This window comes from Marinobacter sp. ES-1, from assembly GCF_000475255.1.
Taxonomy (GTDB): Bacteria; Pseudomonadota; Gammaproteobacteria; order Pseudomonadales; family Oleiphilaceae; genus Marinobacter; species Marinobacter vinifirmus.
Map to the genome: position 1 here is coordinate 43,066 of NZ_AXBV01000058.1, position 17,736 is coordinate 60,801.

Genomic DNA, 17,736 nt, shown 5'->3' on the forward strand with positions numbered 1-17,736 from the left:
AAAACCTCAGTCTACACGGAAAGCGTCCACCATAGGCTCGATGCCCGGGAACATTCCGATGGCCAGCATAACCACGCACAGGATAACAAAGACAATACCCGGGATGATCCAACGGCCGATATGGCCCAGTTCCTTACCGCGTTCCTTACAGCCGATCAGCCCAAGGTTATCCAGCAGTACGGTCAGCGACCAGCCAAATACCGGGTTCACCAGGGCAGACGAAAAAATCACGATGGCTGCAGACTCGGTGGTCTTGCCCTTGCGGGTCATCTGCATGCCCGCCTCCAGCAGTGGCAGGAACACCCCCACCATCAAAGCCACGCTAAGCACCGGCGGCCAGACTGCCAGGTCCATGGGGTAGCCCCAAACTGCCGTCACAAGGCAAAGCACACCCGTCAGCACCGCACCGGCAGCGATGGGGCGCTTGGCAATGGCGGCAGGCACAATGTACGTGCCCCAGGAAGAGGCAATATTGCCGCCACCCAGTGCCGTGCCCACTACCTGCCGTGCAGAAGCCGACACCATGGTGTCGTCAATGTCCATCACCACACGTTCGGTTTTCGGCGGGTAGTTCAGCTTCTGAAATACCTGGTGCCCCAGAAAATCCGGTGACCACATGGCAACCGCCAGCACCGCAAACGGAGCCACTGCCATAAAACTGTAGATATCCGGCAGGCCGAGCTGCCAGCCGGTGGTTTCGCCCCACCAATAGGCCGGGTTCATATTGGGAATGCCCGGTTCGGTCACAAACTCGAACGGCGCACCCAGCGCAAAGGCCACCACACCGGCTATCAACGAGCCCAGCGGGATCGCCAGCCAACGCATTTTTACATGCTCCAGCCAGGCGTACATCACGATGGTCAGCAGTACCACCACAAAGGCGATGTAGCCCTTATCGAACCCTTCTGCCCAGGTGAACAGCCGTCCGATCTGGCTGGTTACCCCGATAAACCCGAGATACAGCAGCAATCCACCACACACGCCATTGCTGGTTAGCCGGGCCAACAGGCTGCCGCCCCGGGTAATACCCAGAATAAAACCCAGCACACCGATCATGATCCCCAGCGCCATGGGATGTCCGCCAGAGGCGACAATCAACGGAATCATGGGAATCAGCGGGCCGTGGGTACCGGCCAGGTTACTGGTGGGGTTCAGAAAACCGGAGATCAGGATGACAAACAACAGCGCTGCGATGATCATTTCGAAGCGCACGTTTTCAGTTACGAATTCTTTCGAAAGCCCCAGCGGGCCGGCGAAAGCTGCCACAATCGCAGCCACCATCACCACTTTGCCGATGGTCGCGGCCATGGCGGGCACCAGGTCTTCCCATTCGAAGCGGTAATCACGGAACGGCAGGTTTGGCCTCCACCGCCTCGGCGCCATCACCTGCAGTTCATGCTCCAGGTATTCCCGACGCGTTGCAAAGTGCGACCGGGGTTTTCGATCAGATAAATAGCTGTTGTTAGCGTTGTTGTCCGTCATAACCACTCGCGATTTGGAATTTTTATTAAGGCGCGGATACTAGAGAGACAGAAGCACACTAACCATTGGCTCTTTGGCTAAGGCTGGAGTTAAGATAGAGCTGTGCGACCGGAGGGTGTGACCACAAACGATGGATATACTTGAACAAAAGCGCCGTGTAATCACCACGGCCATCATCGCAGTGGTGCTCACCGGCATTGTGATTGCTGCGATTGTCGCCACCCCGCTGATCAACCAGCTGCATTCCCAGGCCTCCCGCTCGGCCGGCAACGTTGCCGACGCCAAAACCCAGAACATCCAGGCCGTCCTGGACCAACACCAGGACCTGGCCCGCCAGACCGCCAGCCGATCCGAGCTGGCCCGGGTGATGAGTGAATATGTAAACGGCAACCTGGCGGTTGGCGTCGCCAGGACCTTCTCCCGGCCCAGGCTGGAAGACGCCGCCAACATCATCGACAACCTGGCGGCACTGATACGCTACGACGCATCGGGTGAGGAACTGGTCCGTGTCGGCCCCCTGGCGGCGTCATTGCCCGGCAAGATAACCCTGCCAGGCGGCCTGGACTTCCGGGGATATCGCCTTGCCAATGGCGAAACCAGCAAACCACTGCTGCACGCCTCCGGCGCCATCATGCATGATGGCGAACGGGTGGGCACAGACCTGCTGCTGTTCGATCTCTCTCCGCTTCAGGGAGCGCTACTGACCACCACCTGGTCAAACATCTGCATTCTCGATGACGCGCGCACCCGCCGGGTGGAGCTGGACCCCATCACTCAGATGCCCGAGATCTTCCCTGCCAGCGAGTGCCTGACCGTCAGGGAGCACCTGACGGGCGACAAACAGCCCCGCACCTTCAGACTGACCGACCCGGACGGTGCCTCGATACTGGCGTTCATGAGACCCTTGGGCGATTACAACTGGGAAGTTCACATGAATTCCCAGGTCTCTGAGGTATACGCTCAAGTCACAAACGATATCATCATCAGCATCGCCATCATTGCGTTGCTTTCCTTGGTGGCCGGGCTGGTGGTGTGGCGCTCCCTGCAACCTCTGATGCATGCACTGGTGTCCCAGACATCCGAGATCGCCAGATCCACCGAAGAACTGCGATTGGCCCACCAGGTGTTCGAACACACCCAGGAAGCCATAGCCATCTGCAAGACGGATTTCACCATTGTCCGGGCCAATCCGGCTTTTCTGGACAGGGCCCAGACAACAGCACGGGAGCTGTCCGGGCGCAACATGATGGAGTTTCTTGATGCAGGCAACCAGGACCGGGATCCCGTCGGCGAACGCTTGCACCGCCAGCTCATCGCCGAGGGTGCCTGGCAGGGAGAAATCTGGCTCAGGAACCCCAAGGGTGAGGTGTTCCCCAACCTGCTGACGGTGTCTGCGGTGCGAAACAATCAGGGCCAGATAAGCCAGTACATTCTGACCTTCAGCGATATCAGCGAGCGGGTGAAAAACGAAAAACAGATGGCCCGGCTGGCACACTACGACCAACTCACCGGCCTGCCCAATCGTGCGGCCCTGGAGAATTACCTGCAACAAGCCATAGAGCATGCCCGTCGTTCCAATGGCCACTTTGCCCTGATGTTCCTGGACCTGGACAAGTTCAAGCCGGTCAACGACACCCATGGCCACCCGGTGGGTGACGAACTGCTACGAGTAGTGGCCAAGCGCCTGAAACACTGCATGCGTAGTGGCGATATCGTGGGCCGGACTGGCGGAGACGAATTTGTGGTGATTACCGGGCCCCTTAACGGCGACGACGGTGCCCGGCACATTGCAGAAAAAATGATTGCAACCCTGAATGAGGTATTCCAGATTCAGGGCCACACGATCGGTATTGGCGCTTCCGTCGGCATTGCCCTGTATCCGGATAACGGCATGACCGCCGAAGATCTCATGAGGGAAGCCGACTCTGCTATGTACCGGGTAAAAGCCGGTGGCCGGAACAACCTGGCCTACGCCTGACCGCCCTGCTCGTACTCCTGAACCAGCTGGTCAAGGAAGTACATACCAGCTGAGCTCAGGAAATACCGGCCAGCCCCGGAGCGGAACACCAGGTTACGTTTTTCCAGGTAATCCAGCGCTTCGCTGAGGCCCTTCTCGAATCGAGCTGCCCGCAGAATGTCCTGGTAATCCTCATCGGCCGCAAGGTTGGCCAGGTCCTGCTCGTTCAGGCCGGCTTCCGGCCGGCCCAGGTAATCCAGGTCCCGTCCGCTACGGGCAAAGTAACGGCCAATCAGTAACAGCACCACCTGCACCCGGAAGGCGTTCTCATCGTGCTCTTCGCTTTCATCGTCACTGCTTTCTTTCAGGAAGAAGAACGAGCCGCTTTCGTTAAACACCAGTTCGCTGCCCAGGTGCTCGTAGAAAGTGCGGAAATGCGAAAGATGATTGTATAGCAGGTTGTAGAGCGGATTGGCCCGCAGCTCGGAACGGTTGGCATCCCAGACATCCCGCACGATCACGCGGCCCGCCTGGAATTCCCGGTAGATGGCGGCACTGTGGGCCGGCAGGATCTGGTCGAAGCTACTGGCTTGTGGTTCGTTCAGGTTGTTTTCTGCATCCCGGGTTTCCGCGAAATCAGGCATGGTCTGGCTCTTGTTCGGTGTGAGTCGTAGTGGTTTCGAGGCGGCGTTTTCGGTAAACAAACTGCCCGCTGTCGGGCGCCTGTTCCAGGGTTCGGAAACGGTTGGTGGTCGTTACCTGCATGCCCTCGGGCGGTGAATTGACTAGCCGGTTCAACGCCGCCAGCAGGTCCGGAAAGCGATAGCCGGGAATAAAACCATCCAGCCGGCCGTGCAGTTCCCGAACCAGGTCCGCCGTAGGCCGCAACTCCAGGCTTTCCAGCCACTGATACAGCTGGTTGATGCGCTGAACGTCGATGCGACTGTGGCGGCCGCTGCCGTCCACTTCCTGAAGAACTGGCACCTCCGCTTTACGGCGCAGGTCGCTCAGGCGCAGGTCCAGTTCGCTGAACAACAACTGGTAGTAACTGGAGGACTGGCCAAAGGCGTAATGTTTCGGCCGCTGCTGCGCCCGCAACCCCACCAGAAAACCTGTGCTGCGGGCAAAATCGCCGCCTTCCAGCCATTTGCGGCGCAGGCTCAGGGTTTCGGTGTCGTCTTTCAGCTCCCGCAGCTTGCCGTAGAAATGCTCCATGGCGTTGTACTGGGCCATGCCCCGGCGAGTTTTGCGCAGGAAGTGTTCCACCTCCTGGGCGACCGCCTGAATGGGTTTATACAGCGCATTCAGGCTGAGGGAGGAACGGAACAACTGGTCCGCCAGACTGTGGTCGTCATGGCTCTCCAGCAGGCGCACCATGGCTTCCAGGGTTTCGAACAGGTTGCTGCCGTCCGGCAGGCGGGTGTCCGGGTTCAGGAACACCAGCGTGGGCTTGATGTGGCGCTCGTACAGGGTGACGATCTGCTCAAACAGATTCTGGCGGAACTCCAGGTACTTCTCCGGCGCCCGGCTGGCGTCGCCGGACAGATCCGCCAGCTGGGCACTGATGGTCTGCATGCGCAGCACGTTCTGGCGCAGCAGGCCGATGAGCTGGCTGACCCTCTCATTCAGGTCGTCCCGCAGTTCCGTGTAATCCGGATCGGCTTCGCTGAAGCTGCTGGTTTCCAGGCGGTTGCGTACATCCCGCAGGGTCACCAGGTGGCCCCGCAGGCGAGCGTCGGTTAATTCCTGATAGAGAGAGGCGTTGCAGGCCCGCATCAAGTTGATCAGCGCATCCTGGAACACCAGCCGGCGCTCGCCATCGGCTTTGATAATGTCGATGATCAGGCCACTGCGGAACAGGTTGTCGGTGTTCATGGCCAGCCGCACCCGTTCCCGGTCCGCCTTGCCGAGGCTGCGGGTATAATCCATCACCTCGGCCACCAGGTCGCTTTCGCGGATGTACCGGGCTTCGTTCCGGTCCATGCGCTCGATCATCCGGAACAGGATTTTCGGGTGCTCGAACAGCAGCCGGGTGGTGTCCAGGGTGCTGAAGCGTTTACTCATCCGCAGGCTCCAGCAGGCTGTTCTGGGTGTGGTCTGCCCAGTGGCTCAGGGATTCACCGCCGGTAAAGCCTTCCGCGCCACCCCAGAACACCAGTGTGCGTTCCTTGCTGTAAGGCCGCGCGGTGCGCATCTGCCCCACTTCCAGGTGCCGGCCAATCAGGTAGATCACTTCGGCACTGGCGCTGTGGGTGGCGGCGGAGAACAGGTTGAAGCCCTGTTTGCGAAGCCGTTCCAGCAACGACGGCATCTGGCTGATGTCCACACTGGCCAGCTCGTCCAGCACCATGGGGAAGGACAGCTGCACACCCGGGTACAGCACCCGTTTGAGCAGCCGGTACACCAGTTCCAGGTTGATCAATGCCGTGGTGGAGGTGGACTGGCCTTTCTTGTCCAGGTTGGCGGCGTTTTCCTTGCGAGTGCGGTAGGAAATACCGGTGATCACCTTGTCCATGGTCAGGCGCTTGCTGCCGCCCTGCTCCCCAAAAAAGTCCGCCACAAACACCCGCAAGCGGTCGTAGAAGGCGTCGGACTGCAGCTGGTTGCCATACGGATCGATGTTGTTGGCTTCTTCCACCAGGTTGCGGAATTTCGGATCAGTGTGGATATCCACCCGGATTTCCACCAGGTCGTTGATGCGCACCCCATCCAGCTCACGGTTCAGCTGGGCCTCGAACCGCGCAATGTGTTCGTGGTTGGATTTCAGGGCCTGTCGGTAACTGGCCACGGTTTCGTTGTGAATGCCAACCTGCTGTTCCAGCACGCTCCAGCGCTCGGCCATGCCGGCGAACAAGTCCGACAGGCTCTTGAAGGTTTCCCGAATAACCGAGGATGTCGGGCTGTCTTTCTGCAGTTCGCCGTCGCTGTCCTCGTGGATACCCAGGTACACAAACTGGCGCAGGTGGTCGAGGATATTGCGGCGGCGCTCTTCCAGGTCGTCCAGTTGGCTTTGCAGGTCATCGAAAGCGGCGGCAGACACCCGCTCGATATCCAACGGTTGTTCTGCCCGCACTGCTTTCAGGTGCGGGAAACGGTGTTCCACAGTTCCCACGCTTTTGCTCAGGGCCGCCAGTTCCCGCTCCCGTTCCTCAATGCGGTCTTTCTCGGCCCGGGCCCTGGCGGCTTTCTGCTGCAGTGCATCCTGCTTTTCCTGCTCCAGCCGGGCCTGCTCGTCCAGTTTGGCGAGCTGCTCTTCGGCGGCCTGCTTTTCTTCTGTAGCGTCCCGCAGGGTGGTGGCTGCCACCGGGTATCGCTGCAGGGTTTCCAGGTCTTTTTCGATGGCCCGGATTTCTTTTTCCGTGCGTTCAATCAGCTTGGGCCGGTCGTGTTCCTGGTTGGTGGTGTCTGCCAGCTCTGAGCGTTCTTTCTCAAGGCCGTTCAGCTCGCCCTCAACATGGTGGCGCTGCTCGGCGAAATTGGTATGCCAGGCCTGTTGGCTCTGGTATTCGGTGTCGAACCAGTCAAAGCCATGGTCGTTGGGCGCGAACAATCGGGCGAAGGCTTCAATGGTGGCCTTGCTGTCAGCATCCAGGTCCTGGCCGGGGCTGGCCATCATCAGGCGGGGGTCGACTGCCCGCAGCGGCGCGGCAGTGGCTTCGTCCAGCTGGTTCTGCAACTGCCACTGCTGTTTGCTTTCCCGGTCTTTCAGGCTTTCCAGCTGGCGTTCCAGCTCCAGCTTCTTGCGCTGGATCTGTTCCAGGCGAATCTCGGCCTGGGCAGCACTTTTCAGGGCGGCCAGGTGGCCCCGCTTGCCTTCGAGCTCTTCCTTCTGGATGTCCGCAATTTCCTGCAGGGTCATCTCGCCGTATTGGGCAACCAGCAGCTCGCCGTCTTTCTGGTTCTGTTCCGCCTGCTTGATTCGCCGGTCAGCGGAGCGGATCTCGCCTTTCAGTCCGCTTTCTTCCTGTTCCAGCTTTTTCAGGGTTTGCAGCACATGGCGCAGGGTTTCGTTCTGTTCGTTATACGCCTCCAGCGCTACCCGGCGTTTGGCACCAATGTCTTGCAGCGCATTCGCCACGCCATCCCGGAATGCGGCAAAATCGTGCTGACTGCGCAATAACGTTTGATAGGCCTGGTAGTCGCGATTCAGCTTTTCAAAGCGGGGGCGCTCCTTTTCGATTCGATTGAGCTGGCTTTGCTGCTGTTTGAGCTGGTCGTGGCGGTTCAGGAAATCGTCGATGTTGAAATCAAAGGCGTCGTCGGCAAATTTCTTATCCGCCTCGATGATACTCGCCACCGCATTGGCCATGGCCTGGTCGTCAGCCTTCATTTCGAACAGCAGCAGAATCAGGGTGCGCAGGGATTGCACCCGGCGCTCGTCGGATTCGCCCAGGGGCAGTACGGAATAGCGCACGGCATCGGCATTCATCAGCTCGCTGCTGTAGAGCATGGACTTGAGTTTGGCAGGGTCGCTGACCAGTTTCGTGTCTTTGGAGAGCCTCTTGAGGGCTTCCGACAACCGGCTGAATGACAGCTCCGGCACCGCCTGGCCGATGCCGTCCTCATCATCACCGTTCCAGAACAGCGGCCGTAGCCGGTCGTAACTCACCGGCACAAAAGCCCGGCCATAGCTGAGCTGGCTGGCGTTGTCCCGGTACAGAACCTGGCAGTGTGTGCCCGCCGGGTTTTCCGCTTCCATGATCAGGAAACTGAACTGACTGGGGAAATAGTGCTGGTAGCTTTCTTCGTTGGTGTAGAAACTGCCGGCGCTGGCGTTGCGGAACGCGAATTTCTTGCGGCTGTTCTTGAAGTTGTTTTCCGGCAACAGGAACAGGCGCAGGCTGTTCAAAAGGCTGGACTTGCCCAGGTTGCCCGGCCCCAGAATCAGGCCGTGGTTGTCCACCGGAATTTCCACGTAACAGAAGCCAGCGGAATCCACCAGCACCAGGCGGCGAATGCCGAAGTTAAAGGTGCTCGCGCTCGCCTGTGAATCACTCATCCAGAATCATCTCCTGCTCCATGAATTTGCTGGTGGCCCGGAAGGCCTGCGCCAGCGACACAAACCCCAGATCTTCCGCCAGCATGATGGCCTTTGTAAACCTTTCGGTGGCGTCCGGGGGTTTGCGGAAACAGCCAAGCCAGGGTTTCCACTCAGCGGGCTGGAGAAAACAGGCCTTGTCGCCCAATGCGGCCTGCACCGATGAAAACATCTGCAGGCCGCCGGCATCGTAATCGAAGGCGCAAAGCACCTCATCGTACCGTTTCAGCCAGTCCAGATCCGCCGCGCGGGTAATCCGGTTTCCGCCACCGAGCACGACATCGCAATTTGTGAGATCCACCGGCCGGCCCAGACACTCCCCGGCAAAGGCCAGCATCTGCCGGTAGTGATAGAAATTTCGCTCATTCTCCACCACCAGCACCCGGGGCGCTGGCCTGAAGCCGATATCCACCGAATCCCCGGTAATCACCACTGAATCCGGCCGGTTGCCTGTCAGAGCGTGATGGTAAACCAGCAGGAAACTCACCTCGGTGCCATGGCGGTGGGAATCTCCTTTCCTGGCTGCATCCACCCTGCTCACCGGAGTTGCGGCCTGTTCCCGAAGCGTTTCGAATACAGCTTCATCCAGAACGGTTACCCGCCAGCGGTTCGGCCCCGCTTTCTCGGTCGAAAAAAGCTCCCGGTGCCGCTGACGCAGTGCCTCCGGCAGCTTTTTAAGAAAGGCCTCGTAGTTGATCGCCTGGCCCTTAAGGATTCTCTTGAGGTAGTCGTTCAATGGCTCGCCCCTTGCCGCCTTGGTAAACTTGCCGGAAAGTTTACAACCCGAGGCAGATTATGTCCCTGAAGTACCGTGTGATTCCCGTCACCCCCTTTGAACAGAACTGCACCCTGCTCTGGTGTACCGAAACCAACAAAGCAGCAGTCGTGGACCCGGGCGGAGATCTGGATCGCATTCTGGCAGCGGCCCAGGAAGAAGGCGTTACCCTGGAGAAGATCCTGCTCACCCACGCCCACATCGACCACGCCGGTGGTACCGCGGAGTTGTCCAAATCCGCCGGGCTGCCGATTGAAGGACCGCACAAAGAAGATAATTTCTGGATTCAGGGCCTGGCCATGCAGGCGCAGATGTTCGGGTTTCCGGCACCGGAAGTGTTCACGCCCAACCGCTGGCTGGAAGACGGAGACACGGTAACGGTGGGCAATGAAACCCTGGAAGTGCTGCACACACCTGGCCACACACCGGGCCATGTGGTGTTCTTCCATCGCGCCTCAAAGCTGGCCCAGGTGGGCGATGTGTTGTTCAACGGCTCCATTGGCCGAACGGATTTCCCGAAGGGCGACTACAACACCCTGATTCATTCCATCCGGGAAAAACTGTTCCCGCTGGGCGATGATGTGGCCTTCATCTGTGGCCACGGGCCCATGTCTACCTTCGGGCACGAAAAAGCCACCAATCCCTTTGTGTCTGACCACCGGGGCTGACTGCCCCGGCAACCAACAGCCCTAGACCTGAAACGGCGCCGGATCACCTTTGCCAACCCGGGTAACTTCCGGAGCGTCGCCGGTGAAGTTCACCACCGTGGTGGCTTCCATTCCGCAGAAGCCGCCGTCGATGATCAAATCCAGTTCGTGTTCCAGGGTATCCCGGATTTCGTAGGGGTCGGTCATCGGCTCGCTTTCCCCCGGCAAAATCAGGGTGCTGCTCATGATCGGCTCGCCCAGCTCACCCAGCAACGCACGTACAATCTCGTTATCCGGCACCCGCACACCAATGGTACGGCGCTTGGCGTGTAGTAAGCGGCGAGGCACTTCGCTGGTGGCATCCAGGATGAAGGTGTAGGGCCCCGGAGTGAACGTCTTCAGCAACCGGTACTGGGTGTTGTCGACCTTGGCGTAGACGCCGATATCAGACAAATCCCGGCACACCAGGGTGAAGTTGTGCTTGTCATCCAGCTTGCGGATACGCTTGATGGTATCGGCCGCCTGCTTGTCGCCAAGATGGCAACCCAGTGCGTAGCCGGAATCGGTGGGATACACAATCACGCCACCCTTGCGCAGAATTTCCACGGCCTGATTGATCAGCCGCTTCTGCGGATTTTCCGGGTGAATCTGGAAAAACTGACTCATGAACCTGCTCCCTGTTCCAGTTTGGCCGCCATGGAGGCATCACCCTTCGAGCCACCCATGCAATTCGGCGAATCCGGCGTAGCCTGACCACTGGCCTGCCATTCTTCCGGCGTAAACAGGTGCAGCGACAACGCGTGCACCGAGCCTGCCAGTTCGTCTGCCAGTACCTTGTAGATCGCCTGGTGCCGCCGAACCTTCATCTGGCCGGCAAAATCCGGTGAAACCAGGGTCACCTTGAAGTGGGTTTCCGAATTCGGCGGCACCGAGTGCATGTGGCTCTCGTTCTCTACCTGAAGCAACCTGGCTTCAAAGGCATCTGCCAGTTTGGTTTCAATGGCACTCTGTACTTTCATCTTCGTTTAACTCCCGCAATTCCCTGAGTGGTCAGTCTACTACACATTGGCCCTTACCCCCGAAACCTTGACAGCAATCCGGCAAAGGGCCACATTCCCGAACCGATCCAGCAACGCCAAGACCCCATGCATCTTTACATAGCCGAAAAACCCAGCCTGGCAAGAGCCATTGCTGCCGCCCTGCCCGGCCCGCACCAGAAAGGTCAGGGCTGGATTCGTTGCGGCCAGGGCAAAGACGCCGCCACAGTGAGCTGGTGCATCGGCCACTTGCTGGAACCGGCCGAACCGGCCCGCTATAACCCGGCCTGGAAAAAGTGGCGGTTGGAAGACCTGCCCATGATTCCGGAGCCATGGCAGCTGTCCCCGAAAGACAGCGTGCGCCAGCAGCTCAAGGTACTGGAATCCCTGATCCGCCAGGCCGACACCATTACCCACGCCGGCGACCCGGACCGTGAGGGCCAGCTGCTGGTGGATGAAGTACTCCGTTATGTGGGCACCAAGGCCCCGGTGCAACGGATACTGATCAACGACCTGACCCCCAACGCCGTCGCCCGGGCCATCCAGGCCCCCAAAGACAACCGGGAATTCCGCCGGCTGTCGCACTCGGCGCTGGCCCGCCAGCGGGCGGATTGGCTGTATGGCATCAACCTGACCCGCTTTTATACCCTGACCTACCAACAACAAGGCGAACAGGGCGTGTACTCCGTTGGCCGCGTACAAACCCCGGTGCTGGGGCTGGTGGTGGAGCGGGACAATACCATCGAAAACTTCCAGCCAAAGCCCTGGTTTCGCATTGAAGGCGAGTTCCGGGCCCGCGAAGAGGAGGCCGATCCGCGCCCCTTCACCGCACGATGGCTGCCAGGCGAACAGTTCCAGGATCACCTGGACGAAGAAAACCGCCTGCTGAGCCGGGAAATCGCAGACCAGATAGCCGGCGAGGTGAACGGCCGCCCCGGCACCATTGTGGAATCCCGGTTCCGCGACCGGCCCGAAGCGCCGCCACTGCCGTTATCACTCTCCGCACTGCAGATCGAAGCTGGCCGCCTGTTCCGTATGGGGGCAAAGGATGTGCTGGATACCGCCCAGAACCTGTACGAGCGGCACCATCTGATCACCTACCCCCGTTCCGACTGCCGATACCTGCCCGAAGGCCACTATGACCAGCGTGAGCAGGTTATCCGCGCCATCGGCCGGGTATCGCCTGACCTGGAAGCGCAGTTTGGCGAACTGGATACCAGCCGCCGCTCTGCGGCCTGGAACGACAAGCAGGTAGACGCGCACCACGCCATCATTCCTACCGTGCGGCCATCTGCCAACGGCAAGCTGACCGCGGCCGAGCAGAAAATTTACGGGTTGATCAGCCGCTACTACCTGATGCAGTTTGCGGCAGATGCCGTACACCGGGAAGGCAGGCTGACGGTCAAGGTTCTGGAACACAGGTTCCGGGCGACCGAAACCGCCATTCTCACACCAGGCTGGAAAGCACTGGAACTGAAACTTCGGGAAGGTAACAGCGAACCGGAAAAACCACCGCTGCCAAGACTGGAGCGAAGCGAACCGGTGCTGTGCACCAACGCCGGCATAAAAGAAAAGAACACCCAGCCGCCCCAGCATTTCACCGATGCCACGCTACTGTCGGCCATGACCAACATCGCCCGTTTCGTGGCGGACCCGGAGCTCAGAAAAACCCTGCGGGAAACCGATGGCCTGGGCACCGAGGCCACCCGGGCAGCGATTATCGACACCCTGTTCAAACGGGACTATCTGTTCCGGGAAAAGCGCTACATTAAGGCCACAGACAAAGGCAAAGCGCTGATTGCCGCCCTGCCGGATTCCATCCGCACTCCGGATCGCACCGCTGTCTGGGAGGCGACCCTTGAAGGCATCCGCCGGGGCGAAGATGATCCCCGGAAATTCCTGGCAAGCCTTAAGGAAGAAATCACCGGCTTTATAAACCGGCGCCCGAAGCCAGCCAACGACGACAGCGTTGCCGGCAACGAAGCCATCCACTGCCCCAAATGCCGGGCACCGATGGTCGAGCGGGACGGCAAGTTCGGGCGTTTCTATGCCTGCACCCGCTACCCGGATTGCAAGGGCACCCGGCCGCTGGAAGACAGCCAGCCGAAAGACGGCACCAGCCAGAAACCGGTACCCTGCCCGCACTGTTTTTCACCCCTGGTGCGCCGGCACAGCAAGAAAGGCTGGTTCTGGGGTTGCAGCAACTTTCCCGGCTGCCGGCAAACGGTGGACGACGACAATGGAAAACCGGCGCTTACATCAAGGAAATAGCGCCTGCAGGGCTGATCGAACATTGAATTTCTGGAATAATGGCCGGATATTGCAGATAGCCCTATTAACGAAGGAAACGCCTGATGCGCATTGCGCTTCTTGAAGATGAGCACGAACAGGCCCAGAGGATACAGACCATCGTCTCCGAGAAAGGCCATCATTGTGACAGCTTTCCCACCGGCCAGGCCTTTCTGGGCGCGGTTCTGCACCGCAGTTACGACCTTATGATCCTCGACTGGCAAATCCCGGACATGACCGGCATCGACGTTCTGGAGAACGTGCGGGCGCACCTGAACTGGCCTATCCCGGCCATTTTCCTGACCCAGCGGGACAGCGAATCAGACATAGTACGCGCCCTGGATGCCGGCGCCGACGACTACCTGGCCAAACCGGCGCGGGCTGCCGAATTGCTGGCCCGCATCAATGCCCTGGCCCGCCGCAGTAACCCGGACAGCGAGAAAGAGGTTCTGGTATACGGCCCGTTCGAAGTGAACACCCAGCAGCGCAGCATCAGCCTGCACGGTGAGCCACTAAGCCTGACCGACAAAGACTTCGACCTGACCCTGTTCCTGTTCCAGAACCAGGGTCGCTTGCTCACCCGTGAAATGTTGCTGGAACGGGTATGGGGGCTGACCAAGGACATCAACACCCGCACGGTCGATACCCACATGAGCCGACTGAGAAGACGGCTGGGGCTGAATCCTGAAAACGGATTCCGCATCAAAACCATCTACCAGCGCGGTTACAGGCTCGAAGCCGTTGCTTGATCGGAAGCTCTCACCATGGGGCCTTGGCCTGCTGGTCTTCGGGGTGCTTGCTGGCAGCTACGTTCTGACGCTGCTCGTATTCGGCTTCCAGCTTTCACCTACCAACCTGCTGGCGATACCGCTGATCGCCTTGCCGGTAGCCGCGGCGGTGCAACTGGCTGTAACCAACCGGCTGCTGAACCGGCAGCTCGACAAAATGGTCAGAACGCAGACCTTGTCACTGCCGGAACCGTCGAAAAGACAGCCCCATCGCTTACTGGAACATTTCCGGGCCCTGCTGCGCCCGGAAGGCTGGTTGCTGGCAGAAGACGGCGACTTACTCGAAAACCATGGCATGAGCCTTGCCGAGGCCCCGCCACTGCCGGAACCCGGTGAGTGGCAGCACCAGCAGCAGCAAAGCTGGATCCGGCTGACCCGGGGCGAAACCAGTTACGTCATCGGGCTCACCCTGCGCAACGACCTCAGCCGGGAAGTGATACAGCACTTCCTGCACAAACTGGAACTGGACTCGCAACCCGCTACCGGCCCCCTCAGCCCCGGGCTCGGCCACTCGCCGCGCTTGCGCAAGGTGATCCTGGCCAGCGAACGCCTGGCCCAGATGCAGGCTTTTATCAGCAACAGCTTCGAACACATGCCGGACGGCATTATCGTAACCGACGAACTGGGGGTTATCCGGTTTGCCAACCAGCACATCGAAGACTGGTTCCGGGAGCCCATGCCCAGCATCACCGGCATGCCCCTGACCAGCCTGCTGGAAGGCCACGACCCGAAGGATACGCCGCCCTGGCACGAAGTGATTTCCGAAACCCTGACCCTGAAAGAAAGCCGCACACTGGACCTGACTGTACACGGCAAGGACTTCCTTGTTCACTTTGCGCCTTTCGAGCTCCCCGAACACGGCCAGTTCGGCATCATCGCCAACATATCGGACATTTCAGAACTGCGGGAACAACAGCGGCAGCACCGGGAGGCCATCGACTTCATCTCACACGATGTGCGCTCGCCGCTGGTTTCTCAGCTGGCCCTGATTGAGCAGTTGAAGCGGGACCCGGCCAGCATAGACGAACTGCACCTGGACCAGCTGCGGATGCTGGCAAGGCGCAGTTACAACCTGGCGGAAGAATTCGTGCAACTGGCCCGGGCCGAGCAGCTGACCGAACCGCGCTTCTACGAGTGCGAACTGCTGGCCATTGTCGAAAACGCCCGGGACAGCGTGTATGAGCAGGCCCAGCGCAAGAACATTTCACTGCAACTGATCGGCACCGAAGACCTGTGGATGCGAGGCAATGCGGAGTTGCTGGAGCGGGCGGTCATCAACCTGCTGACCAACGCCGTGCAGTACAGCCCGGAAGACGCCACCGTGAGCATCCACGTGTATCGCGCTGCCCACCTGGCCTGCCTGGCCATCGCCGACGAAGGCTGCGGCATCGACACCGATGAACTGCCCTACCTGTTCGACCGCTACCACCGGCAAAAGCGCAGCGAGCTGGCCGGCACCCTGGGCGCCGGCCTGGGATTGTCGTTTGTGAAAACCGTGGTGGAGAAGCACCGGGGCGAGATCAAGGTAGACTCCCTCCCCGATGAAGGCACAACCTTTACCCTCAGGTTCCCGATTTCGGATCCGATGCTTTGACCACCGCTTCACAAACCTGGTCCTGGGTAAGGTCTTCGCCCTTCACTGTGATATCTGCATAGCGGGAATAGAGCGCAAAACGCTCGTCGAACAACTCGGAAAGGGACTGGTCCGGCCGGCGGGAAATTCCGCGCAGGCTGTAGTCACCGATTCTCTGCATAACCACATCCAGCGGAATATCCAGAAAAACCACGGTGCCATTGGCTTTCAGGTGGCGCATGGCGGCATCACTGTAAACAGCGCTACCGCCGGTGCTGATAACCTGGTTTTCCACGGACAGCTTCAGCAGCACCTGCTCTTCAATATGGCGCAGGGCCTGGTAACCGTCCTGGTCGACAATATCTTGTAAAGTGCGGCCCGTCTCTTCCTGTATCAGAAGATCGGTATCCACAAAACCCATACCAAGCCGTTTTGCCGCCAGCACGCCCACGGTACTTTTTCCGCTTCCGGGCATGCCGATAAAAATCAGGTTTCGAGACATCGCCCTGTTACCCCTCTTTGCGCTCGGCCGCGCGGCAGGCGGCTGCGGTAAACAGTACATCCGTAGAAGAGTTCAGGGCCGTTTCTGTGGAATCCTGCACCACACTGATCACAAATCCGATGGCAACCACCTGCATGGCGATATCAGTGGAGATACCGAACAGGCTGGTGGCCAACGGAATCAACAGCAGCGAACCACCCGCCACACCGGAGACCCCGCAGGCCGCCAGCGCAGACACCACACAAAGCAGCAACGCGGTACCGAAATCAACCGGTATACCCAGGGTGTTGGCTGCAGCCAGGGTAATCACAGAAATGGTGATGGCAGCGCCAGCCATATTGATGGTGGCACCCAAAGGGATGGAGATGGTGTAGGTGTCCGGGTCCAGCTCCAGGCGCTCACAAAGCTCCAGGTTTACCGGAATGTTGGCGGCGGAACTACGGGTGAAGAATGCGGTAATGGCGCTGCCCCGAAGGCAGGCAAATACCAGGGGAAACGGATTCTGGCGGGTTTTCAGGAACACAATCAGCGGATTGGTCACCAGCGCCACGAACAGCATGCAACCCACAATAACACCCAGCAGCCGGCCGTATTCCAGTAAGGCGCCAATACCGGCCTCTGCCAGGGTGTTAGCTACCAGCCCCAGAATACCAAGGGGCGCAAAGCGGATAACAATATGAACAATGCCTGAAACCGCATCAGATACGTCATTCAGTACCTTGCCGGTGGCATCACTTGCGTGGCGCAGCATCATCCCGAGGCCAACCGCCCAGGCCAGAATGGCAATGAAGTTGCCCTCCATCAGCGCGGTAACCGGGTTGGCGACCATGCTCAGCAACAAGTCCCGGAGGATCTGGATGATGCTCTCGGGCGGATTGCCGCTCACCTCCGGCATATCCAGCGTAAGTTCGGTGGGGAAAACAAAGCTGGCCACCACCGCCACCAGCGCTGCGATCAAGGTGCCAACCACATACAACACAAGGACGCCGCGAATGTGCGTGGGCTGGCCTTTCTGGTGTGCGGCAATCGCTGCGGCAACCAACACAAACACCAGGATGGGTGCGACGGCTTTAAGGGCGGAGATGAACAGCTGGCCCAGAATCGAGAAGGATTTAGCCGTTTCAGGCGACACCGCGGCCAGCAAGACACCGGCAATAATGCCTAGCGTGATCTGCGGAATCAGGCCAAGTTGAATAAGGGGGCGGAAAAGCTTGTACAGGCCAGACATCAAAAGCTCCGGTTGCTTGGTAGGACGGAATACTTGAAACCGCCGCAAATATCAGGGAACTCCGCACCCGGAATTAAAAAAAGAAAAGCAGATCAGAACATTACTGATCTGCTTTTCTTTTAACAACAAGCGGCGCAGATTTTGACCGACAATGATACAGACGCCTTACATTGGTCGCAATCTGACACGTTCAGCGTAAATAGGCCGAAATCTCACTACAGTCCCGTCATTCAAAGCTCTGAAAGCTCCTTCGGGCGACAATTCCTGGTTACGATCATCCTCAGGATGGAAGATCAACCAGCTAACCAATCGTACCCATCGGTCGCAAAGCGGACATTCAAATCGACCACAAAGCGGACCTTTTTCAGGGCCGCGTAAACCGATTACCTCTCCCTCCAATTACTAATTCGAAATAAAGTA

General features: G+C 59.2%; 14 protein-coding genes. 5 read left to right on the plus strand and 9 right to left on the minus strand.

The window, feature by feature from the left end; translation table 11 throughout:
• Positions 1-6 precede the first annotated feature (6 nt).
• The gene (locus tag Q668_RS10955) at positions 7-1,482 is read right to left on the minus strand and encodes a DUF3360 family protein (RefSeq protein WP_022989649.1); all 1,476 of its coding nucleotides are present in this window, start codon (positions 1,480-1,482) and stop codon (positions 7-9) included.
• A 130-nt stretch (positions 1,483-1,612) separates the two neighbouring features.
• Between Q668_RS10955 and Q668_RS10960 the strand changes: the two genes are divergently transcribed.
• Entirely contained in the window at positions 1,613-3,460 is a 1,848-nt protein-coding gene (locus Q668_RS10960) for a sensor domain-containing diguanylate cyclase (RefSeq protein WP_022989650.1), read from the plus strand.
• On the opposite strand, the gene Q668_RS10965 is transcribed toward Q668_RS10960, so the two are convergent.
• The 4 genes from Q668_RS10965 to Q668_RS10980 are packed head-to-tail and all read right to left on the minus strand — an operon-like array spanning position 3,451 to position 9,213.
• Positions 3,451-4,083 (minus strand): condensin complex protein MksE, encoded by a 633-nt coding sequence (locus tag Q668_RS10965; protein ID WP_022989651.1) that lies wholly within the window; start codon positions 4,081-4,083, stop codon positions 3,451-3,453. The genes Q668_RS10960 and Q668_RS10965 overlap by 10 nt on opposite strands.
• Positions 4,076-5,503, minus strand: coding sequence for a hypothetical protein (locus tag Q668_RS10970; RefSeq protein WP_022989652.1), 1,428 nt, complete (start codon positions 5,501-5,503; stop codon positions 4,076-4,078). Before Q668_RS10970 ends, Q668_RS10965 begins: the two co-directional genes overlap by 8 nt.
• A complete protein-coding gene (locus Q668_RS10975; RefSeq protein ID WP_022989653.1) occupies positions 5,496-8,438 on the minus strand; it encodes a hypothetical protein in 2,943 nt (980 codons plus the stop codon). The genes Q668_RS10970 and Q668_RS10975 overlap by 8 nt, the downstream gene beginning before the upstream one ends.
• The gene (locus Q668_RS10980; protein ID WP_022989654.1) at positions 8,431-9,213 is read right to left on the minus strand and encodes a hypothetical protein; all 783 of its coding nucleotides are present in this window, start codon (positions 9,211-9,213) and stop codon (positions 8,431-8,433) included. Before Q668_RS10980 ends, Q668_RS10975 begins: the two co-directional genes overlap by 8 nt.
• A gap of 59 nt (positions 9,214-9,272) precedes the next feature.
• Here Q668_RS10980 and Q668_RS10985 point away from each other — a divergent pair, with 59 nt between their 5' ends.
• Positions 9,273-9,920, plus strand: a complete 648-nt coding sequence (locus Q668_RS10985) for an MBL fold metallo-hydrolase (protein ID WP_022989655.1) — start codon at positions 9,273-9,275, stop codon at positions 9,918-9,920.
• Between the two features lie 21 nt (positions 9,921-9,941).
• Here the strand turns inward: Q668_RS10985 and Q668_RS10990 are convergent, their stop codons facing one another.
• Both Q668_RS10990 and Q668_RS10995 read right to left on the minus strand, forming a co-directional pair.
• Positions 9,942-10,565 (minus strand): L-threonylcarbamoyladenylate synthase, encoded by a 624-nt coding sequence (locus Q668_RS10990; RefSeq protein WP_022989656.1) that lies wholly within the window; start codon positions 10,563-10,565, stop codon positions 9,942-9,944.
• Positions 10,562-10,918 (minus strand): BolA family protein, encoded by a 357-nt coding sequence (locus Q668_RS10995; RefSeq protein ID WP_022989657.1) that lies wholly within the window; start codon positions 10,916-10,918, stop codon positions 10,562-10,564. The genes Q668_RS10990 and Q668_RS10995 overlap by 4 nt, the downstream gene beginning before the upstream one ends.
• Before the next feature lie 126 nt (positions 10,919-11,044).
• Here Q668_RS10995 and Q668_RS11000 point away from each other — a divergent pair, with 126 nt between their 5' ends.
• From Q668_RS11000 to Q668_RS11010, 3 genes are all read left to right on the plus strand, one after another.
• Positions 11,045-13,207, plus strand: coding sequence for a DNA topoisomerase 3 (locus Q668_RS11000; RefSeq protein ID WP_022989658.1), 2,163 nt, complete (start codon positions 11,045-11,047; stop codon positions 13,205-13,207).
• Positions 13,208-13,290: 83 nt separating this feature from the next.
• On the plus strand, positions 13,291-13,974 hold the full coding sequence (locus tag Q668_RS11005; protein WP_022989659.1) for a response regulator transcription factor: 684 nt from the start codon (positions 13,291-13,293) through the stop codon (positions 13,972-13,974).
• The gene (locus Q668_RS11010) at positions 13,967-15,607 is read left to right on the plus strand and encodes a PAS domain-containing sensor histidine kinase (RefSeq protein WP_022989660.1); all 1,641 of its coding nucleotides are present in this window, start codon (positions 13,967-13,969) and stop codon (positions 15,605-15,607) included. The genes Q668_RS11005 and Q668_RS11010 overlap by 8 nt, the downstream gene beginning before the upstream one ends.
• Here the strand turns inward: Q668_RS11010 and Q668_RS11015 are convergent.
• Together Q668_RS11015 and sstT are read right to left on the minus strand one after the other, a co-directional pair.
• Positions 15,576-16,088: a shikimate kinase gene (locus Q668_RS11015; RefSeq protein ID WP_022989661.1), complete on the minus strand. Its 513-nt coding sequence runs from the start codon at positions 16,086-16,088 to the stop codon at positions 15,576-15,578. The two genes, Q668_RS11010 and Q668_RS11015, sit on opposite strands and share 32 nt — an antisense overlap.
• 7 nt (positions 16,089-16,095) lie before the next feature.
• A complete protein-coding gene (gene sstT / locus Q668_RS11020) occupies positions 16,096-17,316 on the minus strand; it encodes a serine/threonine transporter SstT (protein WP_022989662.1) in 1,221 nt (406 codons plus the stop codon).
• Between the last annotated feature and the right edge of the window lie 420 nt (positions 17,317-17,736).

Coding starts and splice junctions, on each gene's coding strand:
- Q668_RS10955 (WP_022989649.1), bottom strand. CDS start 1,482: ATGACGGACAACAACGCTAACAACAGCTATTTATCTGATCGAAAACCC.
- Q668_RS10960 (WP_022989650.1), top strand. CDS start 1,613: ATGGATATACTTGAACAAAAGCGCCGTGTAATCACCACGGCCATCATC.
- Q668_RS10965 (WP_022989651.1), bottom strand. CDS start 4,083: ATGCCTGATTTCGCGGAAACCCGGGATGCAGAAAACAACCTGAACGAA.
- Q668_RS10970 (WP_022989652.1), bottom strand. CDS start 5,503: ATGAGTAAACGCTTCAGCACCCTGGACACCACCCGGCTGCTGTTCGAG.
- Q668_RS10975 (WP_022989653.1), bottom strand. CDS start 8,438: ATGAGTGATTCACAGGCGAGCGCGAGCACCTTTAACTTCGGCATTCGC.
- Q668_RS10985 (WP_022989655.1), top strand. CDS start 9,273: ATGTCCCTGAAGTACCGTGTGATTCCCGTCACCCCCTTTGAACAGAAC.
- Q668_RS10990 (WP_022989656.1), bottom strand. CDS start 10,565: ATGAGTCAGTTTTTCCAGATTCACCCGGAAAATCCGCAGAAGCGGCTG.
- Q668_RS10995 (WP_022989657.1), bottom strand. CDS start 10,918: ATGAAAGTACAGAGTGCCATTGAAACCAAACTGGCAGATGCCTTTGAA.
- Q668_RS11000 (WP_022989658.1), top strand. CDS start 11,045: ATGCATCTTTACATAGCCGAAAAACCCAGCCTGGCAAGAGCCATTGCT.
- Q668_RS11005 (WP_022989659.1), top strand. CDS start 13,291: ATGCGCATTGCGCTTCTTGAAGATGAGCACGAACAGGCCCAGAGGATA.
- Q668_RS11015 (WP_022989661.1), bottom strand. CDS start 16,088: ATGTCTCGAAACCTGATTTTTATCGGCATGCCCGGAAGCGGAAAAAGT.
- sstT (WP_022989662.1), bottom strand. CDS start 17,316: ATGTCTGGCCTGTACAAGCTTTTCCGCCCCCTTATTCAACTTGGCCTG.